The organism is Chryseobacterium sp. UF-290 (assembly GCF_058245615.1).
This window is the reverse complement of the sequence record NZ_JBSICB010000007.1, coordinates 178,498-201,879: the sequence shown is the minus strand read 5'-3', so window position 1 is coordinate 201,879 and position 23,382 is coordinate 178,498. Positions and strand designations below refer to the sequence as shown.

General features: G+C 38.4%; 25 protein-coding genes and 2 tRNA genes. 19 read left to right on the top strand and 8 right to left on the bottom strand.

Annotation, left to right across the window (positions count from 1 at the left end; genetic code table 11):
- Window positions 1–4 precede the first annotated feature (4 nt).
- From AC4IF5_RS10960 to AC4IF5_RS10930, 7 genes are all read left to right on the top strand, one after another.
- Complete coding sequence (locus tag AC4IF5_RS10960; RefSeq protein WP_490734422.1) at window positions 5–661, top strand: hypothetical protein; 657 nt, start codon at window positions 5–7, stop codon at window positions 659–661.
- Window positions 662–905: 244 nt separating this feature from the next.
- Window positions 906–2,237, top strand: coding sequence for a 2TM domain-containing protein (locus AC4IF5_RS10955; RefSeq protein ID WP_490734420.1), 1,332 nt, complete (start codon window positions 906–908; stop codon window positions 2,235–2,237).
- Window positions 2,224–2,529 carry a 2TM domain-containing protein gene (locus tag AC4IF5_RS10950; RefSeq protein ID WP_490734418.1) on the top strand — a complete coding sequence of 102 codons (306 nt, stop codon included), beginning with the start codon at window positions 2,224–2,226 and terminating at the stop codon, window positions 2,527–2,529. The genes AC4IF5_RS10955 and AC4IF5_RS10950 overlap by 14 nt, the downstream gene beginning before the upstream one ends.
- 117 nt (window positions 2,530–2,646) lie before the next feature.
- Complete coding sequence (locus tag AC4IF5_RS10945; protein ID WP_490734416.1) at window positions 2,647–3,216, top strand: methyltransferase family protein; 570 nt, start codon at window positions 2,647–2,649, stop codon at window positions 3,214–3,216.
- A gap of 347 nt (window positions 3,217–3,563) precedes the next feature.
- Window positions 3,564–3,857, top strand: coding sequence for a 2TM domain-containing protein (locus tag AC4IF5_RS10940; protein WP_490734414.1), 294 nt, complete (start codon window positions 3,564–3,566; stop codon window positions 3,855–3,857).
- Between the two features lie 23 nt (window positions 3,858–3,880).
- Window positions 3,881–4,153, top strand: a complete 273-nt coding sequence (locus tag AC4IF5_RS10935) for a 2TM domain-containing protein (protein WP_490734412.1) — start codon at window positions 3,881–3,883, stop codon at window positions 4,151–4,153.
- A 60-nt stretch (window positions 4,154–4,213) separates the two neighbouring features.
- Window positions 4,214–4,957 (top strand): LytR/AlgR family response regulator transcription factor, encoded by a 744-nt coding sequence (locus tag AC4IF5_RS10930; RefSeq protein ID WP_490734410.1) that lies wholly within the window; start codon window positions 4,214–4,216, stop codon window positions 4,955–4,957.
- A 100-nt stretch (window positions 4,958–5,057) separates the two neighbouring features.
- Here the strand turns inward: AC4IF5_RS10930 and AC4IF5_RS10925 are convergent, their stop codons facing one another.
- Together AC4IF5_RS10925 and AC4IF5_RS10920 are read right to left on the bottom strand one after the other, a co-directional pair.
- The gene (locus AC4IF5_RS10925; RefSeq protein WP_490734409.1) at window positions 5,058–6,296 is read right to left on the bottom strand and encodes a DUF6051 family protein; all 1,239 of its coding nucleotides are present in this window, start codon (window positions 6,294–6,296) and stop codon (window positions 5,058–5,060) included.
- Between the two features lie 170 nt (window positions 6,297–6,466).
- Window positions 6,467–7,363, bottom strand: a complete 897-nt coding sequence (locus AC4IF5_RS10920) for a hypothetical protein (RefSeq protein ID WP_490734407.1) — start codon at window positions 7,361–7,363, stop codon at window positions 6,467–6,469.
- Between the two features lie 114 nt (window positions 7,364–7,477).
- Between AC4IF5_RS10920 and AC4IF5_RS10915 the strand changes: the two genes are divergently transcribed.
- Together AC4IF5_RS10915 and AC4IF5_RS10910 are read left to right on the top strand one after the other, a co-directional pair.
- On the top strand, window positions 7,478–8,212 hold the full coding sequence (locus tag AC4IF5_RS10915; protein WP_490734405.1) for a glycine-rich domain-containing protein: 735 nt from the start codon (window positions 7,478–7,480) through the stop codon (window positions 8,210–8,212).
- 28 nt (window positions 8,213–8,240) lie between these two features.
- Complete coding sequence (locus AC4IF5_RS10910) at window positions 8,241–8,594, top strand: hypothetical protein (RefSeq protein WP_490734403.1); 354 nt, start codon at window positions 8,241–8,243, stop codon at window positions 8,592–8,594.
- A 110-nt stretch (window positions 8,595–8,704) separates the two neighbouring features.
- Here AC4IF5_RS10910 and mnmA read toward each other — a convergent pair whose 3' ends face one another.
- Window positions 8,705–9,892, bottom strand: a complete 1,188-nt coding sequence (gene mnmA / locus AC4IF5_RS10905; RefSeq protein ID WP_490734401.1) for a tRNA 2-thiouridine(34) synthase MnmA — start codon at window positions 9,890–9,892, stop codon at window positions 8,705–8,707.
- A gap of 212 nt (window positions 9,893–10,104) precedes the next feature.
- Between mnmA and AC4IF5_RS10900 the strand changes: the two genes are divergently transcribed.
- The gene (locus AC4IF5_RS10900) at window positions 10,105–10,632 is read left to right on the top strand and encodes a hypothetical protein (protein WP_490734399.1); all 528 of its coding nucleotides are present in this window, start codon (window positions 10,105–10,107) and stop codon (window positions 10,630–10,632) included.
- 218 nt (window positions 10,633–10,850) lie between these two features.
- Here the strand turns inward: AC4IF5_RS10900 and AC4IF5_RS10895 are convergent, their stop codons facing one another.
- Window positions 10,851–13,382, bottom strand: a complete 2,532-nt coding sequence (locus AC4IF5_RS10895; protein WP_490734398.1) for an ATP-dependent Clp protease ATP-binding subunit — start codon at window positions 13,380–13,382, stop codon at window positions 10,851–10,853.
- Between the two features lie 151 nt (window positions 13,383–13,533).
- Between AC4IF5_RS10895 and AC4IF5_RS10890 the strand changes: the two genes are divergently transcribed.
- The 4 genes from AC4IF5_RS10890 to AC4IF5_RS10875 are packed head-to-tail and all read left to right on the top strand — an operon-like array spanning window position 13,534 to window position 16,293.
- On the top strand, window positions 13,534–13,761 hold the full coding sequence (locus AC4IF5_RS10890; RefSeq protein WP_490734397.1) for a uroporphyrinogen decarboxylase: 228 nt from the start codon (window positions 13,534–13,536) through the stop codon (window positions 13,759–13,761).
- On the top strand, window positions 13,758–14,855 hold the full coding sequence (locus tag AC4IF5_RS10885) for a glycosyltransferase (RefSeq protein ID WP_490734396.1): 1,098 nt from the start codon (window positions 13,758–13,760) through the stop codon (window positions 14,853–14,855). Before AC4IF5_RS10890 ends, AC4IF5_RS10885 begins: the two co-directional genes overlap by 4 nt.
- Before the next feature lie 44 nt (window positions 14,856–14,899).
- A complete protein-coding gene (locus AC4IF5_RS10880; protein WP_490734394.1) occupies window positions 14,900–15,319 on the top strand; it encodes a SufE family protein in 420 nt (139 codons plus the stop codon).
- Between the two features lie 2 nt (window positions 15,320–15,321).
- Window positions 15,322–16,293: a glycosyltransferase family 9 protein gene (locus AC4IF5_RS10875; RefSeq protein WP_490734393.1), complete on the top strand. Its 972-nt coding sequence runs from the start codon at window positions 15,322–15,324 to the stop codon at window positions 16,291–16,293.
- Here AC4IF5_RS10875 and AC4IF5_RS10870 read toward each other — a convergent pair.
- From AC4IF5_RS10870 to AC4IF5_RS10855, 4 genes are all read right to left on the bottom strand, one after another.
- Complete coding sequence (locus AC4IF5_RS10870) at window positions 16,283–17,404, bottom strand: glycosyltransferase family protein (protein ID WP_490734391.1); 1,122 nt, start codon at window positions 17,402–17,404, stop codon at window positions 16,283–16,285. The genes AC4IF5_RS10875 and AC4IF5_RS10870 overlap by 11 nt on opposite strands.
- Before the next feature lie 104 nt (window positions 17,405–17,508).
- Window positions 17,509–17,583: transfer RNA gene (locus AC4IF5_RS10865), tRNA-Val, on the bottom strand.
- Window positions 17,584–17,616: 33 nt separating this feature from the next.
- Window positions 17,617–17,691 (bottom strand) — tRNA-Val (locus AC4IF5_RS10860).
- 42 nt (window positions 17,692–17,733) lie between these two features.
- Window positions 17,734–18,978 carry a bifunctional folylpolyglutamate synthase/dihydrofolate synthase gene (locus AC4IF5_RS10855; RefSeq protein WP_490734389.1) on the bottom strand — a complete coding sequence of 415 codons (1,245 nt, stop codon included), beginning with the start codon at window positions 18,976–18,978 and terminating at the stop codon, window positions 17,734–17,736.
- Between the two features lie 96 nt (window positions 18,979–19,074).
- On the opposite strand from AC4IF5_RS10855, the gene AC4IF5_RS10850 reads away from it, so the two are divergent.
- Genes AC4IF5_RS10850 through AC4IF5_RS10830 form a run of 5 tightly spaced genes read left to right on the top strand, consistent with a single transcriptional unit; the run spans window position 19,075 to window position 23,292 of the window.
- Window positions 19,075–20,415 (top strand): TolC family protein, encoded by a 1,341-nt coding sequence (locus AC4IF5_RS10850; RefSeq protein WP_490734387.1) that lies wholly within the window; start codon window positions 19,075–19,077, stop codon window positions 20,413–20,415.
- Between the two features lies 1 nt (window position 20,416).
- Window positions 20,417–21,007, top strand: coding sequence for a SprT-like domain-containing protein (locus AC4IF5_RS10845; protein WP_490734385.1), 591 nt, complete (start codon window positions 20,417–20,419; stop codon window positions 21,005–21,007).
- 2 nt (window positions 21,008–21,009) lie between these two features.
- Window positions 21,010–22,092 carry a mannose-1-phosphate guanylyltransferase gene (locus AC4IF5_RS10840; RefSeq protein WP_490734383.1) on the top strand — a complete coding sequence of 361 codons (1,083 nt, stop codon included), beginning with the start codon at window positions 21,010–21,012 and terminating at the stop codon, window positions 22,090–22,092.
- Between the two features lie 32 nt (window positions 22,093–22,124).
- Entirely contained in the window at window positions 22,125–22,790 is a 666-nt protein-coding gene (locus AC4IF5_RS10835) for a hypothetical protein (RefSeq protein ID WP_490734381.1), read from the top strand.
- Window positions 22,759–23,292, top strand: a complete 534-nt coding sequence (locus AC4IF5_RS10830) for a GNAT family N-acetyltransferase (RefSeq protein WP_490734379.1) — start codon at window positions 22,759–22,761, stop codon at window positions 23,290–23,292. Before AC4IF5_RS10835 ends, AC4IF5_RS10830 begins: the two co-directional genes overlap by 32 nt.
- The last annotated feature ends 90 nt before the right edge of the window (window positions 23,293–23,382 follow it).

The window sequence follows — 23,382 nt, the reverse complement described above, 5'->3', positions numbered from 1 at the left end:
TATCATGAAAAAATACCTTTTAAGCTTTGCTTTAGCTTTAGTAAGTTTAACGGCTTTTGCACAGGCCGATTACGAAAAAATAATGGCTGAAAAAATCGCAAGGATAGAAACCTGTAAAACTCCGGAAGAATTTCAAACTTTGTCTAATGATTTTCAGAGAATAGGAAGTAAAGAAAGTTCACAATGGCTTCCACCATATTATGCTGCATTTTCCCAGATTCAGAAAGGAAGGCTCATGATGAGAAATGGAAATATGCAGGAGCTGGATGGGGTTGCCGCACAGGCAGAAAAATATCTGGGCACTGCACAAAGTCTTGCCGGAACTGACAACGCAGAGATTCATTTGTTGAGTAAAATGGCATATTCCCTGAGAATGATGGTGAATCCTCAGCAGCGTTTCATGACAGACGGTGCCAGAGCATCAGAAGAGCTTACCAGGGCAGAAAAACTGGATCCTTCCAACCCAAGGATCGCCCTGATCAAAGCTGAAGATATTTACTTTACTCCCGAGCAATATGGCGGAAGCAAGACCAAAGGAATGGAAATGTTTAAAGATGCCCTGGCCAAATTCAATGCGTATAAGCCTAAAACAGCCTTAGATCCAAACTGGGGAAGAGCAGAAGCGAAATACTTCGCAAGCTTGCCTGAAGAAAAGAAATAATAGAAATAAACCTTCACATGGTGGAGGTTTTTTGCCTTTCAGGAACAAAGATTCCTTGTTGAGCCTGTACCAGGACAGAAAAAATAATTATCTATTTTAAATTCGGTGTAAATCTATAAGACAGGGACATTAACACACATTGAAAAGAATTGAGATACTGTTCAGAGATAAAAAGATACCCTTCGGTAAGAAATAATTTTTGATACCTTTAATAAAAGCTAATTTTGAGCTTAAGAAAACGATCATGAAACGTAAGGAAATTATAACACTATTCTGGGTCTCGCTGGCCGTCTCTATGTTTTTCTTTTTTGTATTTACATCAGAAAAGAATCTTGAAAACCTTTTGTATACGATCCTGATTTCCTTTATTTATTCTTTTGTATTGGGAGGAGGAAACGGATTGCTCAATACCTTTCTGAATAAAAGGATTCCATGGTCTGAAGCAACGACTAAAAGAGCTGTTATAAGCATTGTCTCCATTCTTATTACCAATTTTGTACTGGTTTATTTCTGTAACTATATCAATTTTGTGATCATACAGGAAACGGCAACTCCGGAAGAGTTTTTCTCCGGAAAATATAATTACATCAACTGGTTTACGATCAATGTAGCACTGCTTATTTCAGCATTCCTTCATGCAAAAGGATTTATGGAAGAGCTCAAGAAAGTTTCCAGAAAAGAAGTGGTAGAGCAGAAGCTTATTGCCAAGTCGGCCAATGCGCAATTTGAAAGCCTGAAGAATCAGCTGGACCCCCATTTCCTTTTTAATTCTTTAAATGTATTGAGCTCCCTGATCGATGAAAACCCTAATCAGGCACAAAAGTTTACCGCTTCAATGTCAAAGATTTACCGATATGTACTTGAACAAAAAGATAAGGAGCTGGTAACCGTAGAGGATGAAATAGAATTTGCCAAAACCTATTGTGATCTTTTAAAGACAAGATTTGAAGACAGTGTGGATTTTACCTTTGATGTCCGGAAAGAAGACTATCGGAAATATGTGGTTCCCTTATCACTACAGCTTTTGTTGGAAAACTGTATTAAGCATAATTTTGCAACCTCATCCAGGCCTTTGGTCATCAGAATATTTTCAGAAGGAGATATCCTTTGCATTGAAAATAACCTGCAGGTAAGAGAGCAGATCAAGGAAAGTTCCGGAATTGGACTGGCTAATATTGTACAGCGCTATTCCCTTCTCACCAAAAGGAATGTTTTTATTGAAAAATCTGAAGATTACTTTAAAGTCAAGCTTCCGATGCTGGCTGATAAGCCAAATATTGTCAGTGCAAAACCTGATGATGAATACAAAGCCTATAAAAAGGCCCAAAAGAGAGTAAAGGAAGTCAAAAGCTTTTATACAAACCTGATCTCTTATTGTATTGTGATCCCGTTTTTAATTTTCATCAATCTTTATACAAACAGCAGAAGCCAGTGGTTTTGGTTTCCGGTGCTGGGCTGGGGAATAGGATTGGCTTCACATGCTTTTCAGGTGTTTGGTATCGGAGAATCATGGCAGGAAAAGAAAATTCGGGAAATTATGAATAAAGAAAAAAATAAGAACAATGGAAACATTTAATGAAAATGATATTCAATATCAGAAAGCTAAAAGACAGGTCGAAAGACTCAGAGGATTTTATGTTCACCTTTTCATATATATTGCTGTAAATTTGATGATTGTTTATTACAATTACAGGAATCTGGAACCCGGAGAAAGTTATTTTCAGTTCAAAAACTTCTTTACAGCCACATTTTGGGGAATCGGAATCGTTGCCCATGCTTTGGTCGTGTTTCTGTCCGGAAACAGTTACCTGCAGAGATGGGAAGAAAAAAAGATTCGTGAGCTGATGGAAAAAGAGAAGAATTTATAAGACGGAAAAATCGCTGGAATAGCCGGTCTGGTCACCCTTCAGTTGTTTACAAAAGGCAGCCTTTTTTCGATGCTATCCTTTTGCTTTTTTGCCTTTAACAATCTAAAATCCATTAGTATGAATCCATTACAGATCCTGTTCTACATCTCCATGGCCGCCTGGTTTCTCAGTGAGTTTTTATATAAAAATATGCTGAAATCAGGTAAGGAAGATAAAAAAGACAAAGACAGATCTACTCTCAATATCCTATGGCTGGCCATTCCTTTTTCCATTGCGGCTTCGATAGCGATTTCCAATATGACTACGCTGCCCATCACAAAGGGTAACCGGATCCTGTATGCAGGAGAAGTATTTATTATTATAGGCATTGTTTTCAGGTTTATCATTATCAGGTCCCTCGGGAAGTACTTTACTGTAGATGTCACCATCAGGGAAGATCATAAAATTAAAAAAGAGGGATTCTATAAATACCTGAGACATCCGTCTTATTCCTTTTCCCTGTTGACCTCACTCGGACTTGGATTGTATTTAAATAACTGGCTCTCGCTGATCTTTGCTGTTGTTCCCCCTCTTTTAGCCTTTGCCTACAGAATTAGAATTGAAGAACAGGCTCTCGTGGAAGCGTTTGGAGAAGAATACATCGAATATAGGAAAACAACCAAAAAACTGATCCCATTTATTTATTAATTCCGGTTTTTTTTGAACCAAAATCTTTGCGCTTTCCCAACAATTATTAACAAAAATGAATTAATTTAATTTCTTGTAGATTAAGCCGATCACGCAAAGTGTTCATAGAAGAAATCTGTGTAATTCCCTGTATCTGCGAGAGATAATATAAGGATTGATGCACAATAGAAACATATTGTCAACAGAATCCATTATCACGACTTCACTCCATAAAGTTCATTATTACTACAATTTTACCTTTCGGAAAGCATTATCTACCATTCAGTAACATAAAATTGATTCATGACCGTTTCCCGCCCTACCTTTGAATCAGGAAAAACAACCATTAACCTTTAAAACATAACATCATGGAAATTTTATCTGACAAAGAAACCGCTTCTTATCAAAAAGCTTCAAAAAGAGTGAAAGAATTGAAAGAGTTTTATGGAAACCTTACTTCTTTCTGTATTGTCATTCCCTTTTTAGCTGCATTAAACCTATTGACAGCGCCGGGGTATTGGTGGTTTTTATGGCCTATGCTCGGATGGGGAATCGGAATTGCATTTCATGCGGTAAACGTTTTCGGAATCGGAAAGAACTGGGAAGAAAAAAAGATCAGAGAGCTGATGGAGGAGGAAAGAAAAAAGACTAAAACGCTATAAGAGTAACTTAAAAACAATATATCATGGATTATAACAGAGCATACGGCAGAGTTCAGCAATTGAAAAAATTCTATAAAAACCTCATGTGGTTCGTAATCGTTGCAGGAATCATTATTGGAAATGACTGGATTCAAAATGGACTACATGATAATGTTTTCAGTGGTCATCTGATCCTTACCATTTGGGCATTAATTCTGGTGATAAAGGCATTTTTCTTATTTGTTTTTGATGAGGAATGGGAAAAAGAGATCATGGACAGGGAAATTTCGAAAAATAAAAAAACGAAGGACCTTTAACATCTGTTTATTTTTGTCTAATTTTATTTTTGAATTTTAAAACTAAAACGATACACTCAAATGATCAAGACAGTCATTATCGAAGATGAAAAACCCGCTTCAAGGAAATTAGAGAGAATGCTGGGAAATTTTCCTGAAATTGAGATCGTTGCTAAAATAGAATCTGTAGAAGAAGGAGTCGCGTGGTTTTCTGAAAATGAACACCCGCAGCTGATATTTTCTGATATTGTTCTGGGCGACGGGCTTTCATTCGATATCTTTGAAAAAGTCCCTACTAAAGGCTTTATCATCTATACGACCGCATTCGATCAGTATACCTTAAAAGCCTTTAAGCTCAACAGTATTGATTATCTTTTGAAACCAATTCTTGAAGAAGATCTTGCCGGAGCTGTGGAGAAATTTAAATCCTTTATTCCGGCCAATGACACTCTGGGTTCACAAGATATCAAACAGCTGATCAGAAAAGAAAAGTCTGTCCTTTCAAGAGTGCTGATAAAAATAGGCTACAATCTGAAAATTGTTCAGACCCATGAAATAAGCTGTTTTTTCAGTGAAAACAAGATCGTTTATCTTCAGACGGAAGACCGTACCTATCCGTCGGATTTTACACTGGATGAGCTGGAAGATGTGCTGGATGACAAAAAGTTTTTCAGGGTCAACAGACAGTTTATCATCAGCTCTGACCACATCAAAAATATTCATACCTCGCCCTATTACAAAGTTGATCTTGATTTTCAGCCCCAGGAGGAGATCACTGTAAGCAGAGACCGTGTTAAAGACTTTAAAGACTGGCTCGTAAGCTAAATAAAATGCACCTGCCGTAACCAACATCTCGACACCCGCTAACCCTAAAACATTGCCATGGACCTCTTATTATTACTTTTAAAGCTCTTTCTCTCTATTTTTACCCTTGAGAATTAGAGGTGTAAAATTCACTGGCAGACTGTATGAACTGATAGAAAGCCTTTGTTACTTCTGTTTTGTTTTTATGAGTCAGAGGGAAAGGAACCATGTGGGAATACTCAAAAGGGAAATCCTCTATTTCTACTTCCACCTTGATGTTTCTGTAGCCTCCCTGCAGTGTATTTAAGGCTTCCATTGGAGGGGCAACAGTATCTTTTTCCAAAACATAGGCCTTTATCTGGGACTGGATCTCACGGATCCTTTCTTCCCTTTCTTTTTGAAAATAATTGTATCGCAGCATCTTTTTGAACCAGCTTTCCTGTGGATGCAGACCATCATCCTGATAATGTCTGAGTCTCTTATCAGACTTAAAATCCGAACTCAGCAATTCCGTAAAAACAGACTGCATTTTAATCGTAGCCTGGGAATCCATGATGTATTTTGAGATGGGAAACATGCGATCGATGGTCATTCCGCCACAAAAACAAAATACTTTGGATCGGGTGAAGAACTCATGAGGATCTGCCATTTTAATGATCATAGACAGGAATGAACCGATGGAATATCCAAACAAGTCGAGGTCTGCATCCGGAGAAATACTTTTGATCTTATTGCTTTTAATTTCTTTTACCACTTCAATAATGTCAGAATAGGTCTGTAATCCCGACCAGAAAATTCTTTGAGGATGAGCTTCCAGCCTGGAGCTTATCGCGGCATTTACATAAGAAAAGTGGGTGTTTTCAGGATATTTTCCTTTTCTGAACTTGACGATTTCCGTCATACGGTGGCGATCACTCCAGATCGCTTCCGCGCGATCCATATGAAAGGCAATAGGAAACAGGATGATGGCTTTATGGGTTTTCCTGGCCAATTCATAGGCCCACGGAAGATATTTATCCCATTTCTTTTCATTCAGACCGTGAAAAAAGATAATGCAGCCTTTGGCGGTCTCTACATCAGCGCTTTTGAGAATATAATATTTGAAATTTTTATTACAGGCAATATCAAAATCCTTAACGTCTACAGAAGGCTGATGATAGATCAGATAGGGGTTTTCATTGACTTTCAGTGATTGTTGATGCTTTGGGCAATCCTGATTGTCTGAGCCATGGAGAAGATCAGACACCCTGGATTCAAAAGGAAAGGATTCGATGGTTATATTTAAATCCCTGATCTCTATACGCTCATTTCCGGAATCAAAATGACTTTTCAAAACTTCATACAATTCATAATATTCCATAGCAAGATGATTGAGGGTTCGTAATTGGAACCATTAAGTTATGCAATTATTTCGGTAAAGTGTTGATTTTAAAAGCTTAAAAGTATTCCAGGCATAAGACAAATAAAAAATAAACCCAATAACTATCGTCCCGTACTTCATGCTCGAATTCCATATCTCATACTGCCTAACTACCTGTAATCAATTCTGTTAGACTCAGTATCTTCAAGCTGTTTAATAATAGAGTCAGGGATCTCATCACTATCGATCGGAAAGCTGATAGAGTCGGAAATGAAACTTTTTCTGTCCGCTTTCCGGAAAATTTCAAACAAGGCAATAGGTTCCTGATTAAAGCTGATGCAGGTGCTGATGAAGTGAAGCTCATGAAGCTTATAATCCGGATTTTTAAGCTTTTCTTTAATGTCTTTTATCCTCGATATAAAATGTCTTTGCCGGATAAAGGTATTGCTGTTCATGATGATAAAAACATAATCGGAATAAGCGGTTACCTTCCCAAAATATTTATGGTGATCACCTCCGCTTCTTTCTATAAAATACTCTCCGGTAGTTTCGGATTTATAGATTTCCATGGCGGAGCGCCAGATCCGGTCTTCCTTCGCCTGTGTGGGATTCTCCGGAAGATTTCTGTTATAGGAATACCAGCAGCCCACCAGCCGGTCCAGGAGAGCGGTATTCGGATTCACATTATTCATATCGATCCTGAGATCATTGAAGTCAAATGACTCTGTGTTGGAATTGATGAAATCTATATAATTTGAATAGCCTAAGACTTTGACAATCTGACTTAATTTAGCGAGATTAGGCCTGCTCAGGCCTGCATTCTCATTTTGACTGAATTTCTTTAGTTTATTGATAACCAGGTGTTCATAAAGATAATGCGTGCCCAGGAGATCAGGCGCCTTTTTTATTCCTTTTTCCGAATGATCATTGATGATAAGATCATTAAGCTCCGCACAAATGTAGGACCACTCGGTCTTGGTAACATCTTCCCAATGATTTTTCCTTAAAAACTGCCGGCTTAAGAAGTTCATCAGCTTCTCCAGGTGCAGAATATCTTCCTTTTTCATAATCTGATATTATAAGACTAATTTAAGATTTTTATCAAACTAAAAAAGACTATTGAAAGACTTTTATATTGTAAGATCTATTGATATTTGAATAGAAAAACAAAATTTAGAACAATGGAAACAAAAATGGTATTAAAAGATGAATCCCTTTGGAACAGAATTCAGGGATTTTCGCTGGACGCCCCTGATGCTGATTTCCCCTTTTCAAAAAAACTGGCAAAAGAAGAAAACTGGAGCCTTGATTTTACCCGTAAAGCGATTGAAGAATATAAAAAGTTTGTCTATCTCTGCTGTATTCTTCCCAATGGAGCTTCACCCAGCAGGATAGTAGATAAGGTATGGCATATGCACCTGATCTATACCCAGAATTATTGGGAAGAGTTCTGTCCTGATATTTTGAAAAGACCCCTCCATCATCATCCTTCTAAAGGAGGAACCGCAGAGAATGAAAAGCATCTGAGCTGGTTCCAAGATACATTGGAAAGCTACCGGAAAGTGTTTCAGGAGGAAGCGCCTGACGAAATCTGGAAAGAGCTGAAGAAAAAATCCGCAGTAAAATCCTGGTTAAAAAGGATGTCCGCTTTTTCCCCGGTCCTTATTCTACTGCTGCTGTATTCATGTACAGAGGGAAAAGGTTTTAATGGGCTACTGGTTACAGCAGTTGTATTCGTAATTATTTTCATTCTGAGGGAGATAGCGTTAATAGCAGGAGGTCAGGATGCCACTAATCTGCCTAAAAAAGATAAGCAAAATAATGACGGAGGAGGGAGCTGCGGCGGGAGTTCGGGATGTAGCGGAGGAGGAGGTTGTGGAGGTGGCTGTGGCGGTTGTGGGGGATGCGGAGGCTAAAAAATAATAATTAAAAAAATGAATAGTAATGAAAAAGTTAATCATACATTCCGTTCCGGTTTTGCTAAGCTTTATGTGGCTTGTCGTAGAATGCGGGACATTTAATCCGGTTATATTGAAGGGGCCGAAATTTCTAAAATTTTATTTGATCCTGGTCCTGGGCTTTTATACTTCAATTTTTATGTTGAAATTACTGAAGGAAACCATTTCAAGAACAACATTCTATTGTATGTCACTCATATTTGCATTGGGAGCCGTAAAGCTGATAAGAGGGACCATATTAGGAAAGCCTGTCGGGTTTTTGGTGATCATATTAATCGCAGAGTGCGTTGTAATACTATTGCTTATGTCATTTCATTGTAAGAATAAAATTAAGGTTTAGTATAAAAACAAACCCGAAACACAATGCTTCGGGCTTTATATAAATTCATTGAAATCAATTATTCTCTTTGCCTATCCTCTGAATGTTTCAAAGCCTATATTCCACACACGCTACGAAATCACTCCGCTTCCAATAAGCTCTTCATCAATATACCAGGCGGCAAACTGCCCTTCGGCGATCGCAGACTGAGGCTCATCAAACTCAACATAAAAAGCGTCTTCAAACTGGTAAAGCGTAGCTTTCTGCAATGGCTGCCTGTATCTGAATCTGGCCATTACTTCCATAGACTCGCCATTTTGAAGTTTCATATCCTCACGAACCCAGTGGAGTTCAGAATTATCAATTTTTAAAGCCTTTTTGAAAAGGCCGGGAAAATGGCTCCCTTCTCCTACAAAAAGGATATTGTTTTCCATATCTCTGGAAATGATAAAGCAGCTTTCTTTATGACCTCCGATGCCGAGTCCTTTACTCTGCCCGATTGTGAAGAACTGGGCTCCCTGATGTTTGCCGATTACCTTTCCGTCGCTTTTTTTATAATCGATTTTTCCCGATAAAAACTTAAGTTCATCTTCTTTGGAGGAGAATTCCGGCTTTACTTCTGAAAATAGAGGAGAATCCTTGAAGATTTCTACGATTTCTCCTTCATTCGGTTTTAATTGCTGCTGTAAGAATTGTGGCAGGCTCACTTTTCCGATGAAGCATAATCCCTGAGAATCCTTTTTATCAGCTGTTACCAATCCGATTTCTTTTGCGATCTCCCTTACTTGTGGCTTGGTAAGCTCTCCGATAGGGAATAAGGCTTTAGACAGCTGATCCTGGCTCAGCTGGCAAAGGAAATAAGATTGATCCTTATTATTGTCTTTTCCTGCTAAAAGATGAAAAATTTCTTTACCGTTTTCATCAAAAGTTGAGGTTACTCTTGCATAATGTCCCGTAGCGACCTTATCTGCCCCTAATGACATTGCCGTCTTCATGAAAACATCAAATTTTACCTCTCTGTTACACAAAACATCAGGATTCGGAGTTCTTCCTTTCTCATATTCGGCAAACATATAATCAACGATACGTTCCTTGTAAAGATCGCTCATATCAATCACCTGGAAAGGAATTCCCAATTTCTGCGCTACCATAAGAGCATCATTACTGTCCTCAATCCATGGACATTCATCTTCTAGTGTTACCGAAGCATCATTCCAGTTTCTCATAAAAAGAGCCACCACTTCATGACCTTGCTGCTGTAGCAAATATGCGGTAACACTGGAATCTACACCTCCGGAGAGGCCTACTACTATTTTCATTTTATTTCAATTTTACGAAACTCTTAACGGGAGTTCTTAGTTTGATGCGGCAAAAATACAACTAAAAAAATTCGTAAAAAAACCATAATTTTAAACATTGATAAAAACGATGTTAATGCAGAAGCCATCTTTAACAAAGTTTTATTATCAACAAAAACGGGTAATAATATGAGTACCTGTATATGACATTAGACAAAATAAAATATATACATATGAAAAAGTTTATTATCTCCATGATGCTAATGATCTCAGGATCTGCATTTTCCCAGGTTTCAATAGGTACTCCGGCGCAGGAAAATAACAAATGGACCTTTGGGGGAGGAATCGGTCTGGGATTTGGAAGCAACAGTTCCTTCTTTTTACAGGCTTCTCCAAGAGTCGGCTACAGGATCACAAATGACCTTGAAGGCGGAGTTGTAGGAAGTGTATCATGGCAGACTTCGGATTACTACAGGTCTACCATGTTTGGAGTTGGTCCGTTTGCCAATTATTATTTTGCAAGATCATTTTATGTAGGTGCCAATCTTCAGCATTATTTTATCAATTATAAAGATAAATACTATGACTATAAATATGATAAAGAGGAAACGGCATTATACCTTGGCGGTGGCTATATGCAGAGAATTGGGAATAACTCCTTTATGCAGCTGGGACTGATGTATAACGTGCTTTGGAAACAGAATTCCAGCATATTCTCAAGCGGCTTGGTTCCTAATATCGGATTCGTAGTAGGACTTTAATGTGATATTTTGTGCTGATTCGTACAAAAATTAATGCCATTAGAGTTTAAATAGCTCGCAGATTTTACAGATCAGGTAATTGTGAAGTGAAAATGACATAAAATGTAATGAGTGAATTGGGCTTTAGCCAAAACTTATCAAAAAAATACCTTTTAAAAGCAAAAAGCACCGGGATTGTATTTCCGGTGCTTTTATTATCATTAAATTATTTACTTGTATTACGATTGAGACTTTTCAGTGGTCTTTTTCGCTTTCTGCGTTTTTCCGATCAGGCCGTCTTTAGCTTCATTAAGCTCCAGAATTACGGTTTCTCCTTCATTCAATTGCTTGTTGACCAGCATTTCTGCCAATAAGTCTTCAATGTATTTCTGGATCGCACGTTTCAATGGTCTTGCACCGAAATCTTTATCCCATCCTTTTTCAGAAATAAAGTCTTTGGCCTCATCGGTCAGTTCAACTTTATATCCTAATTTTTCAAGTCTGCCATAAAGCTTGTTCAGCTCGATATCAATGATTTTCTTGATGTCATCCTGTACAAGGGAATTAAAGATCACAATGTCATCAATTCTGTTTAAGAACTCCGGAGCAAATGCTTTTTTAAGCGCATTTTCAATCGTACTTCTCGCTCTTGAATCCGAACTTGTCTTTTTGGCTGAAGTTCCGAATCCTACACCATCTCCGAAATCTTTAAGATCTCTTGTTCCGATATTGGATGTAAGGATGATGATGGTATTTCTGAAATCAATCTTTCTTCCCAAACTGTCAGTAACATGGCCTTCATCAAGAATCTGCAACAAGATATTGAATACATCCGGATGAGCTTTCTCAATTTCATCCAAAAGAACCACAGCATAAGGTTTTCTTCTTACAGCCTCAGTAAGCTGACCGCCTTCTTCATATCCTACATATCCCGGAGGCGCACCCACTAATCTTGAAACCGCGAATTTTTCCATGTATTCACTCATGTCAATTCGGATCAGAGACTCGTCAGATTCAAATAGCTCTCTCGCCATTACTTTAGCCAGCTCCGTCTTACCAACTCCGGTTGTTCCAAGGAAAATAAAGGTACCAATAGGACGGTTAGGATCTTTCAGACCGGCTCTGTTTCTTTGAATTGCCTTAACAACTTTCTTCACGGCATCTTCCTGTCCGATCACTTTTCCGTTCAGCTTCTCATCCATCTGAGCTAATTTATCAAGCTCATTTTTGCCAACTTTCGTTACAGGAACACCACTCATCATAGAAACAACCTCTGCTACATTTTCTTCGGTTACGGTTTCCTTTTTCTCTTTTACATCTTTATCCCATTTTTCCTGGGCAGCATTCAGTTCCATCTGAAGACGCTCTTCTTCGTCTTTAAGCTTTCTTGCCTCCAGGTAATCCTGAGCTTTTACAGCTTTTTGCTTCAGTTCTTTGATATCTTCGATTTTCTTTTCAAAATCAATGATCTCAGTAGGAACTTTCATGTTTTTAATATAAACTCTTGAACCTGCTTCATCCATAGCGTCGATCGCTTTATCCGGTAAGAAACGGTCCGTAATATATCTCGATGTCAAATTGACACACGCTGCAATCGCTTCAGGCGTATAAATTACATTGTGATGCTCTTCATACTTATCCTTGATCTGGTTAAGAATCTGGATGGTTTCATCAATAGAAGTAGGTTCCACCATTACTTTCTGGAATCTTCTTTCCAAAGCGCCGTCCTTTTCAATGTACTGACGGTATTCATCCAGGGTGGTAGCCCCGATGCATTGAATCTCACCTCTTGCCAAAGCAGGCTTAAACATATTGGATGCATCCAAGCTTCCTGTAGAACTTCCTGCCCCTACAATCGTGTGAAGCTCATCAATAAATAAGATGACATCTCTGTTTTTTTCTAATTCAGTCATGATGGCCTTCATTCTTTCCTCAAACTGACCACGGTATTTGGTCCCGGCTACTAAACTTGCCAGATCCAGCGTAATCACTCGCTTTCCGTAAAGAACTCTTGAAACCTTTTTCTGCTGAATTCTTAATGCCAACCCTTCTGCGATCGCAGATTTACCAACTCCCGGCTCCCCGATAAGAAGCGGATTGTTTTTCTTTCTTCGTGATAAGATCTGAGAAACCCTCTCGATTTCCTTTTCACGTCCGATCACAGGATCCAGCTTTCCGTCTCTTGCCAGAGAAGTAAGGTCTCTACCAAAGTTGTCCAGTGTAGGCGTTTTACTTTTTGCAGAGCCTAAATTTCCTGTAGGCTTTCTCATTTGCTCAAATTCCTCTCTTTCATCATCGTCATCGTAAGCACTCATTTGCGGTGACTGCCCGGAATTTTTAAGCATAGTCTGGTATTCTCTTGAAACTCCTTCATAGTCGATGTCATAAGCTCCCAGAATGTTTGAAGTAGGATCCTCATATTTATAAAGAATGCCTAAAAGCAGGTGAACGGTATTAATTTCATTACTTTTATATTGACGACATTCTAACTCTGCACGCTTAATGGCATGATCTGCCATCTTGGTGAAAGAAATATTGGTAACCTCTTCAGAAATAGGATTAAGACTTGCTGTATTTAAAGTTTCAATTTTTCTTCTGATTTGTGTTAAATCCGCATTAAGGTTCTGAAGGATTTCTTTTGCAGAGTTTTCCGTTTTTATAATACCTAAAAGTAGATGTTCTGTATTAAGAAATTCACTTTTCAGCCTCTTAGCTTCGCTTTTGCTTTGTTTGAACACCTGGCTCAAACCTTGTGAAAACTTATAATCCATAATATATCTCATTAGAACAAAGGCAACATTACCTTTTATTCATTATCTAAATTACAAATATTTTACCAAAAATCAATTAATGACTTTATGGCAGAAAAAATTTTATTATCTTATTGAAAATGATTAAGTTTGTTATCCTTAAAAATTCCTCATGAATCCTGAAATTACGACTTATATCGGATACTCGGCATCAGTTTTTATCGTGTTGAGTTTCATACTGAAAGATGTAAGAAAAATCAGAGTGGTCAATATGATTGGCTGTATTTGTTTTGTCATTTATGGTATCTACAATGGATGGCTTTGGCCGGTGATCATACCAAACGGGCTGATTTGTTTCATTCAGATCTATCACTTAATATTAGGGAGGAAAGATTCATGAAGAAAAAAATAATAGTCTCTGCCTTTAGCAGTTTGTATACAGATCAGAGAATAGAGAAAGTATGCAAGACCCTTTTTGACAATGGATATTCCATAGATCTGATAGGGAATGACTGGGGGGGGAATGAAAAAATGGAACGTCCCTATCCGTTTTCCCGGATAGAGCTGAAGTCTAAAAGTCTAAAGACCGCTTATTTTGAATTCAACTGGAAGCTTTACAGAGCGCTGAAGAAAAAAGCAGACAAAGACACCATTCTTTTGGCCAACGATATCGATGCGCTTCTGCCAAATTATCTCATTGCCGGAAAACTGAATATCCCGTTAGTCTTTGACAGTCACGAGATTTTTACGGAAATGCCGGCCATACAAAACCGGTTTTCACAGAAATTCTGGAGAGTGCTGGAGAGAAGTCTGGTTCCCAAAGTAGAATTTATGATGACGGAAAGTGAAAGCTATGCGGAATGGTTCCATGAAAAATACAAGGTAAATCCTGTAGTAGTAAGGAATATTCCGAGAAAGATCCTTTCTGTGCCGGAATTTCCCAATAATAATCCTAAAATAATCCTTTATCAGGGAGCGATCAATCAATCCAGAGGAATTGAAAAAATGATTGTAGCCATGCATCATATTAAAGATGCTGTTCTGAAGATCGCGGGGGACGGGCCAAAGAAAAAAGAGTATGAAGAGCTTATCGTTCAGGAAAAGCTGCAGGACAAAGTTTTTTTCCTGGGTAAACTGAAGCCTGAAAACCTCAGAGAAATAACAAGAACGGCAGACGCCGGTTTCAGCCTTGAAGAGAATAACGGAGTGAGCTATTATTATTCCCTTCCTAATAAGGTCTGTGATTATATTCAGTCCAGGGTGCCGCTTGTCATGATCAATTTTCCTGAAATGAAGAGGATAAAAGATCAGTTCAATGTAGGAGAGATGGTTACGGATCATCAGCCTGCAACCATTGAAAAAGCTATTAATCTGGTTCTTGAAAGAGGAAGACAATATTACCGGAGTGAACTTGATAAGGCTGCAGAAGTATTTTGCTGGGAGAATGAAGAAAAGAATATCCTGCAACTTTTTGAAAAAGCATCCTGTAAATAATTTTTACAAAATTGGTTATCTTTGCATCAAGAAATTTGATTAAAATGACCATTAAAGAAAAACAGCAGGAAATAATCGATGAATTTGCGTTTCTTGAAGACTGGGAGCAAAAATATGAGTACATCATTGATCTTGGAAAAGAACTGAAAGGCTTACCGGAAGACAGAAAAACAGATGAAAATCTGATTAAAGGCTGCCAGAGTAAAGTTTGGATCGATGCCGAATTTAAAGAAGGTAAACTTTTCTTTAATGCAGATTCAGACGGGATCTTGCCTAAAGGCATCGTTTCTCTTTTGGTAAGTATCTACAGCGGTCATTCCACTCAGGAAATTCTGGATTCCGATTTCGATTTTATCGGGGAAATAGGATTGCAGGAGTTTCTTTCGCCTTCCAGAGCCAACGGATTGATGGCAATGACGAAGCAGATCAAATTTTATGCGGTTGCCTATCAACTGAAATCATAGCCGTGACCAGAATTTTAGCATATCGTTTTTCCGCGTTTGGAGATGTTGCGATGACAGTGCCTGTTTTCAGAGAATTCCTGGAGCAGAATCCTGATGTGGAAATTGTTATGGTTTCCAGAAAAAACTTTGAAGACCTGTTCGCCGGAATTCCCAATGTGATTTTCAAAGGGATTGATCTGGATGATTATAAAGGTTTTTTTGGATTGAGAAGACTGAGCAATGAATTGATCCGGGAATTTAATCCGGACTGTATTGCCAACCTTCATGATGTGATCAGAACCAAGATTTTAGACAAAATCTATAGAAGGAAAGGACTTAAGGTTTTCAAAATAGATAAAGGAAAAGAGGAAAAAGAACACCTTACAGACGTATGGAATCTGGAGAAGGTCCAGCTGAAAAAAACGGTGGAACGCTATGCCGATGTTTTCAGGGAAATGGGATTCAGGGTTGAGCTTTCACAGAAGCTGAGGCCACTTTCATATCATAAATCAGGTATTGGTTTTGCTCCTTTTGCCCAGCATAAAGGAAAGATGCTTCCTCTGGAAAAATCATTTGAACTGGTGAGGATTCTGGCTCAGAGACATACGGTATATTTCTTTGGAGGAGGGAAAAAAGAAACCGAAACTCTTGAAAAATGGGAACAGCAGATTCCCAATACAAAAAGTCTTTCCGGAAAATTAAGCCTTTCAGAAGAACTTGATAAAATTGCTGAACTTGAAGTCATGATCTCTATGGATTCTGCCAACATGCACCTGGCAAGCCTTGTGGGGACACGATGTGTTTCTATTTGGGGAGCAACTCACCCTTATGCCGGATTTTTAGGATTCGGACAGAGTGAAGAGGATGTTGTTCAGGTGAAAGACCTTACCTGCAGGCCATGCTCTGTTTTTGGCGATAAAGAATGTTACAGGGGAGATTGGGCATGTCTGGAGGAATTTAATATCCAGAAGGTAGTGGAAAGGATTAATCTTTAAAAATAATAGCGGCCATCTCTTCGGCCTTAGCATTATCCGAATGTTTTTTCTCTAATATCTCCCGTCTGTTTTCGGTAGCATCATACTCTTTTTCCGCTGAAATGATGATCTGCTGGCGAATTTCGTTCAGATCAGAGCCATATAAGCATAAGCTTATTAAGGCAGGATCATCCGTAATATTTTCATTGATAATGACAAACCGGCTGTTGTAAAGAGTATTGAATAGCTTTACCTTCGTTCCTGAATTCTGATAGGAAAGCAGGATATTGGCATGGGCATCCTCCAAAAGATGGTGAAGGTTTGCCGTGGTCTGAATAGGAGTCAGGCTGATGTTTTCAGCAGAATCAATTTTCCTTTTAATGTCCTCACCGGCACGGTCAGATGCCACGATCAGTTTATATTGTGGGAGGCTTTTAAAGAGATCAATAGTCTCATTCAGGGCTTTTTTGTTATCTGAGGTGGTAAGATCCCCATGAAAAAGAAAATACTTCCCCTTTTTATCAAGCTGCTTTACAGATCTGTTCCCATGAAAGATATGAATCAGGCTGGCGTTCTTTGAATAAGCTTCTACCTCATTATATTCCTTTTCAGACAGGCAAAATACCGTTTCAAAGCTTTTTAAAAGCTTTTTCTGATATCCGGTATACTTTAAGGATTCAATTCTGTAAATAGCCTTTTTGAATATATTTTTTTCCGATAGGGAAAGGCCTTTATAATACTCTGCTTCGTTGTTGTGATGACGGAGGTATAATTTATGTCCATAATCCTTCAGAAGCCTGATGATACAGGTGGTCTGCAGACCTTCGAACAATATGGGAGCATTGATCTTTTTCAGGTTTTTAAGAAGGGGTTCTGAGTTTCTTATTGCTGCTGCGAAAGGGATTCCTGAAAAATAGAGCAGAGGGCTCCTTTTCTTTTTATAAAAAAAAACATTCTCCGTGCTTTTCCTGATTTCAGGATCGGTCATCTCAGGAATCCGGTCCACAAAGCAGTGAAGGTGGATCTTTATTCCCGTTTCAGACAGAGCCTTAATCTTATAATACACATCAATGATCCCACCGTAAGAAGGAGGGTAGGGATAGTTGAATGATATGATATGAAGTTCCTTCACGTAAGCGAATTCAAATGCAGACAAAGGTAAATAAAAGAAAAGTACTTACAGAATTCTATATAGTATAAAATAAAAAAATCTCCCAGAAATCTGAGAGATTTTTGTGGGTCCTGAGGGATTCGAACCCCCGACCCTCTGGGTGTAAACCAGATGCTCTGAACCAGCTGAGCTAAGAACCCGAATTTTTTTGAAAGGTTTCGTTTCCTTTTCTGTGGGTCCTGAGGGATTCGAACCCCCGACCCTCTGGGTGTAAACCAGATGCTCTGAACCAACTGAGCTAAGAACCCTCTAGACTTGTTCTCTTGTTTAGAGTGGTGCAAATATACGACTTATTCTTTAATCTCCAAATTTTTTTCTAAAAAATCTCCCACTACAAAGTTGCTTCCGCCAATAAAAATCATTTCTTCATTTCTACATCGTTCTTTTGCAGACAGATACGCTTCCTGTACAGAATTAAAAATTTGATAAGAAATTTTTGCCTTCCGAAGCAGGGTTTCATAGTCTTCAGGATGTCTTCCCCTGCTGACAGATGGTTTGGCAAAATAAAACTCAGAATTTTCAGGAAGAAATTCCATCACCTCATCTATGTTTTTGTCATTAACAAATCCCAAAATGACATGCTTGTGCCTGTCAATTGAATTTAATTGAGAAAAAACATGCTCCAGTCCTGCCTGATTGTGTCCTGTATCACAAATTGTAAGAGGGGCTTTTGAGAATTCAAACCAACGTCCGATAAACCCTGTATTTTGGTGAACTTTTAATAGCCCGTTTTCCAGATCTTTGTCAGAAATTTGGAGCTGTAATTTTCTTAGCGCTTCAACCATGGCCAGAACTACACGAATGTTCTTCTGCTGATAATCACCTTTCAGATCAGAACGGAGATCAGTATGTATGAGACTGGCATCTATAAATGGCGCATTTTCTTTAAAAGCCTTTTCTCTGATGATATTCTTTACCGTTTCATGATCATCACCGGAAATGACAGGAATATTCTTTTTTATAATTCCCGCCTTTTCGGAAGCAATCTCCTCAATAGTATCCCCTAAAATATTCTGATGATCCAGCTGAACGTTGGTAATCGCTGAAACCAGGGGGGTAATAATATTGGTTGAATCCAGTCTGCCTCCCAAACCCACTTCAATAATGGCAAAATCTACCTGCTGCTGATAGAAATATTCAAAAGCCATAATGGTAGTAAACTCAAAAAATGACGGACGGATATCTTCCGGGATATTTTTAAGCTTTTGAATGAAATCAAAAACAAATTCTTTATGACAGTTCTTTCCGTTGACTTTGATACGTTCTGTAAAGTCAATAAGGTGTGGCGAATTATATAATCCTGTTTTATAACCGGCTTCCTGAAGCACCGAAGCGAGCATATTGCTTGAAGACCCTTTTCCGTTAGTTCCTCCGATGTGGATGCATTTTATTTTTTCCTGAGGATTTCCAAAGTAAGCGCAAAGCCTGGTAATATTATCAAGTCCCGGTTTGTAGGCTTTCTGCCCATCTATCTGATAGTTGGGCATCTGTACGAAAAGCCAGTCGATAGCTTCCTGATATTGTTCATTTGTCATGGTACAAAATTCCCAAAAGTTTTTTTAAAATAAAATATAATTTTTCAATCTGTAACTTTTTTATATTTAATTCGTCTAATATGGAAAAATCTTAATATGAAAAAAGTTTGGATTATCGTTTTTGGATTAGGTTATCTGGGTTTAAGCGCTCAGAAGAAGTGGTCCTTAAAAGAATGTGTAAGCTATGCGGTGGAGCATAATCTTCAGGTTATCCAAAATCAATATAATAAACAATCACAGGATGCCAATCTTAAAATTGCAAAGAAAGGATATCTGCCATCTGTTTCAGCAAATTTAGGAAACACGGTCAGTTTTGGACAAACGTCATTCGGAACCGGGAGTTTGAGGAATGACAGATTCAGCAACAGTGCCAATCTTGGAGCGGATATCCTGGTATATAATAATGGAAGGCTTGAAAAGACGGTGAGAAAAAGCCAGTATGACCTGGAAGCAAGTCTTTATGATGTAGAGACCATAAAAAATGATATTTCATTACAGATTGCACAGCAATATTTAACCACATTGCTGAACAAAGAGATCGTAAAAATCTCTGAAAGTGCTGTAATGAATGCCCAAAAGCAATATGACAGAGCAAAAATAACAACAACGGTAGGAACAACGGCACAAACGGTTCTGGCTGAAGCAGAAGCTGCGCTGGCAAGAGAAAAGCAAAACTTAAAAACAGCAGAAGTTAACGTAGGACGGAGCTTATTTGCTTTGGCCCAGCTTTTACAGTTATCTGATTATAAAGATTTTGATGTGGAAGATGTTTCAGTTCCGGATGAGCTGGCTCCTGAGCTTAGATCTGTGGATGACGTTCTCTCCATTGCCTATCAGTCCCAGCCGCAGATAAAAGCTGCAGAAAGCAGAATCCATTCAGCGGAAGCGCAAACAGAAGTTTCAAAAACCGCTTTCTGGCCTACCGTAACGGCAAGTGCAGGGATAGGATCTTTTTATAATAACCTTTTAAATACGGATAATGTAGGAAATGAGTTCATGTATGTCAAGGAAAAAGGGTTTTTCCAGCAGTATAAAGACAACTTCGGACAGCAGGCCAGTCTTTCCGTCAATATCCCGATTTTCAATAAAGGAATAACGAAATTGCAGGTAGAACAATCCAAAATCAATGAAAATATTGCTAAGAATACGCTTGAACAGCAGAAACAGACGATAAGACAGAATGTGCAGCAGGCACAGTTCGATGCTGATGCCAATTATGAAAATTATCTGGCAGCGGTAGAGGCGGAAAAAAGCTCCAAGCTAGCGCTTGAATTTGCAGATAAAAGCTATGCCGCGGGAAGAACCACTATTTATGACGTGAATGTCGCAAGAAATAATTATGCAAATGCACAGGGATCAGTAGCGCAGGCTAAATATAATTATCTTTTCAGTCTTAAACTATTGAATTTCTATGCCGGAATTCCACTAAGTTTGTAAAATGTCTATTCAATCTTTAGAAAAATATTTACCTCAAAATACCCTCAAATATTTAAGAATATGGTTTTCAGATTACTATATTCACATTAAAGTTACACGAAACAGAAACTCTAAGCTGGGAGATTACAGAAAGCTTCCGGATAATTCCCATGAGATTACGGTCAATTCCACATTGACTCCGCAGCTTTTTTTCTTTGTGCTCACACATGAGCTGGCACATCTGATCGCCTTTGAAAAATATGGACGGAGAATTTCTCCTCACGGCAATGAATGGAAAGAAACCTTCCGGAATATGCTTCTTGAAAGCCTTGAAGTGTATGATGCAGATCTGAAACCGATCATTGTGAGGTTTTCAAAATCACCAAAAGCCAATTTTATGGCCAGTCCTGATCTTGTAAGGTATTTTCATACTGAAAAACAGGATGATAGTCTTCAGTTTATCGAAGAACTTCAGAAAGGGGAGTTTTTTATATACCGCAACGAAAAGTATTTATTCGAAGGTCTGGTTAAAAAAAACTATCTTTGTCAGAACCTGGCTACCGGAAGGAAGTATTCTTTCAAACCTTTAGCCAGAGTAGAAAAATGTAGCTAAGAATGTTAAAATCAGATAGATACTGCGTTATAATGGCGGGAGGGATCGGAAGCCGGTTCTGGCCAATGAGTACGCAGAAATTTCCCAAACAGTTTCAGGATATTTTAGGAACCGGACGCACCATGATTCAGCAGACTTATGACAGGATCAGCAAGGTAATTCCTAAAGAGCAAATATTCGTGATTACGAATAAAGAATACGTGGCCCTTTCTCATCAGCAGCTTCCGGAAATTCCTGAAGAAAATATTGTGGGTGAGCCACTTATGAAAAATACGGCAGCTTGTAACCTGTATATGGCCAACAAAATTGCTGAGATCAATCCGGATGCTACAATGATCGTATTGCCGGCAGATCATCTGATTCTTAAAGAAGATGTATTTTTAGAGAAAGTGGAGCTTGCGTTTGAAGTCGCTTCAAAACATGATTATCTGGTGACATTGGGAATTACGCCTACAAGACCTGACACCGGATATGGATATATTCAGTTTGTAGAAAAAAAGGGATCAGAATATTTTAAAGTAAAAACATTCACAGAAAAGCCGATTCTTGAAATTGCCCAGAGCTTTTTAGAAAGCGGAGATTTCCTTTGGAATGCAGGGATATTTGTGTGGAATGTAAAAAGCATTCATCATGCTTTCGAAATGTATCTTCCCGAGATGATGCAGCACTTTATGGCCTGTGAGTATAATTCGGAGAAAGAAGACAACTGCATTGAGCTGATTTACCCGAAGGTTCAGAAAATTTCTATTGACAACGGAATTTTAGAGAAAGCAAAAAATGTATATGTGATTCCGTCAGATCTGGGATGGAGTGATCTTGGAACATGGACCTCCGTCTATGAAAATACGGAAAAGGATGAAGATGGTAATGCCGTAAAGCTGAAACATCTGCTGGCTTATAACTCGAAAGGAAACATTATCCGTTTGAGAAACAATAATAAAGCGGTGATCATCGACGGCCTTGAAAACTATATCGTTGTAGATACAGATAAGGCGCTTCTGATATGTCCCCGTGATAATGATCAGCTGATCAAGGATTATGTTCTTGACCTTAAAAATTTTAAAAAAGGAGAGAAGTTCATGTAATATTTGGTATATTTTCTGCTGATTTTTAAATTATGATTAAAGCCGCAACCCGATTTACGTTTCTCATATGTATGCTTTTAGGAGTTCTGGGGTATTCCCAGGGCAAGAAAAAGTTTTCAAGTATTCCTGGTATTTTACAGCAGATCGATCCTGATGATAAGGTCGATTCCTGGGTATTGGTATACAATAGCTACGGAAAGGGAGAGGAGATCAAAACTTCCGGAGGTAAGCTGAATTATGTTCCCCAGTTTTCAGGATTTAATCTTTTTCCGAGTGAGGACAGCTTTTATTATATTGCCTATTCGGCAGGAGGTAAGATCAGCTATGTCCTTGATGTGGAAGCCCTGAAACAATTTGTCGGAAGAATAAATAATGCCCAGGAAGCGGCTATAGTGCTGGCTTCAGACGGATATGTAGTAGACGAAGAGTTCAAAGACCTTGCGGGCAATTATCATGAAGATTCATCAAACTATTATCTGGATTTAGGAAAAGTAACTTCAAAAGAATGCCCTTATCAAAAAACGCATTACACTCTGACTGTAAGTAAAGCTACAGGTAAGGTTGCGGATGTAAAGGATAACGGGACCTATATCGAGCTTTATAATAAGAAATGCGCTAATAACCCGAGACTTTTAAAAATCGAAAAAAAGGAAGAACCAAAGAAAGATGAGCCTAAAAAAACATCCAAACGCCGATAAGGTTTACGAAACCGAACGATTAATCATCCGGCCGATGTCTCCGGAGGATAGAGATCTGATTTTTGAACTTTACAATGCCCCGAAATTTATTCAATATATTGGTGACCGTCATATTAAAACCCTTGATGACGCTGAAAATTATATTGTAAACAAATTTCTTCCGCAGATCGAAAGGCTGGGATTCGGGAATTATCTTATACTGACCAAGGAAGGTAACGAAAAAATAGGAGGAGTAGGGATATTTGAAAGAGAAGGGCTTGATATCCTGGATATAGGATATTCTCTATTGGAAAGGTTTGAAGGAAAAGGATATGCCTATGAAGCCGCTCAAAAGGTAAAATCAATCGGGATGGAGGATTTCGGACTATCAAAAATATCCGCCATTATTTCAAAAGATAATTTTTCTTCCCAGAAATTGATTGAAAAATTAGGTTTAAAATTCAAAAAACACGTCACGCTTCCCGACGAAGATGAAGAGCTGAACTATTACGAAACAGAATAACAATCATTTCAAAAAAAGCTTCCACAAACAATACAACAGATAAGTAGCGTTGTTTGTGGAAGCTTTCGCAATAGTAATGTTTGAAAAAAA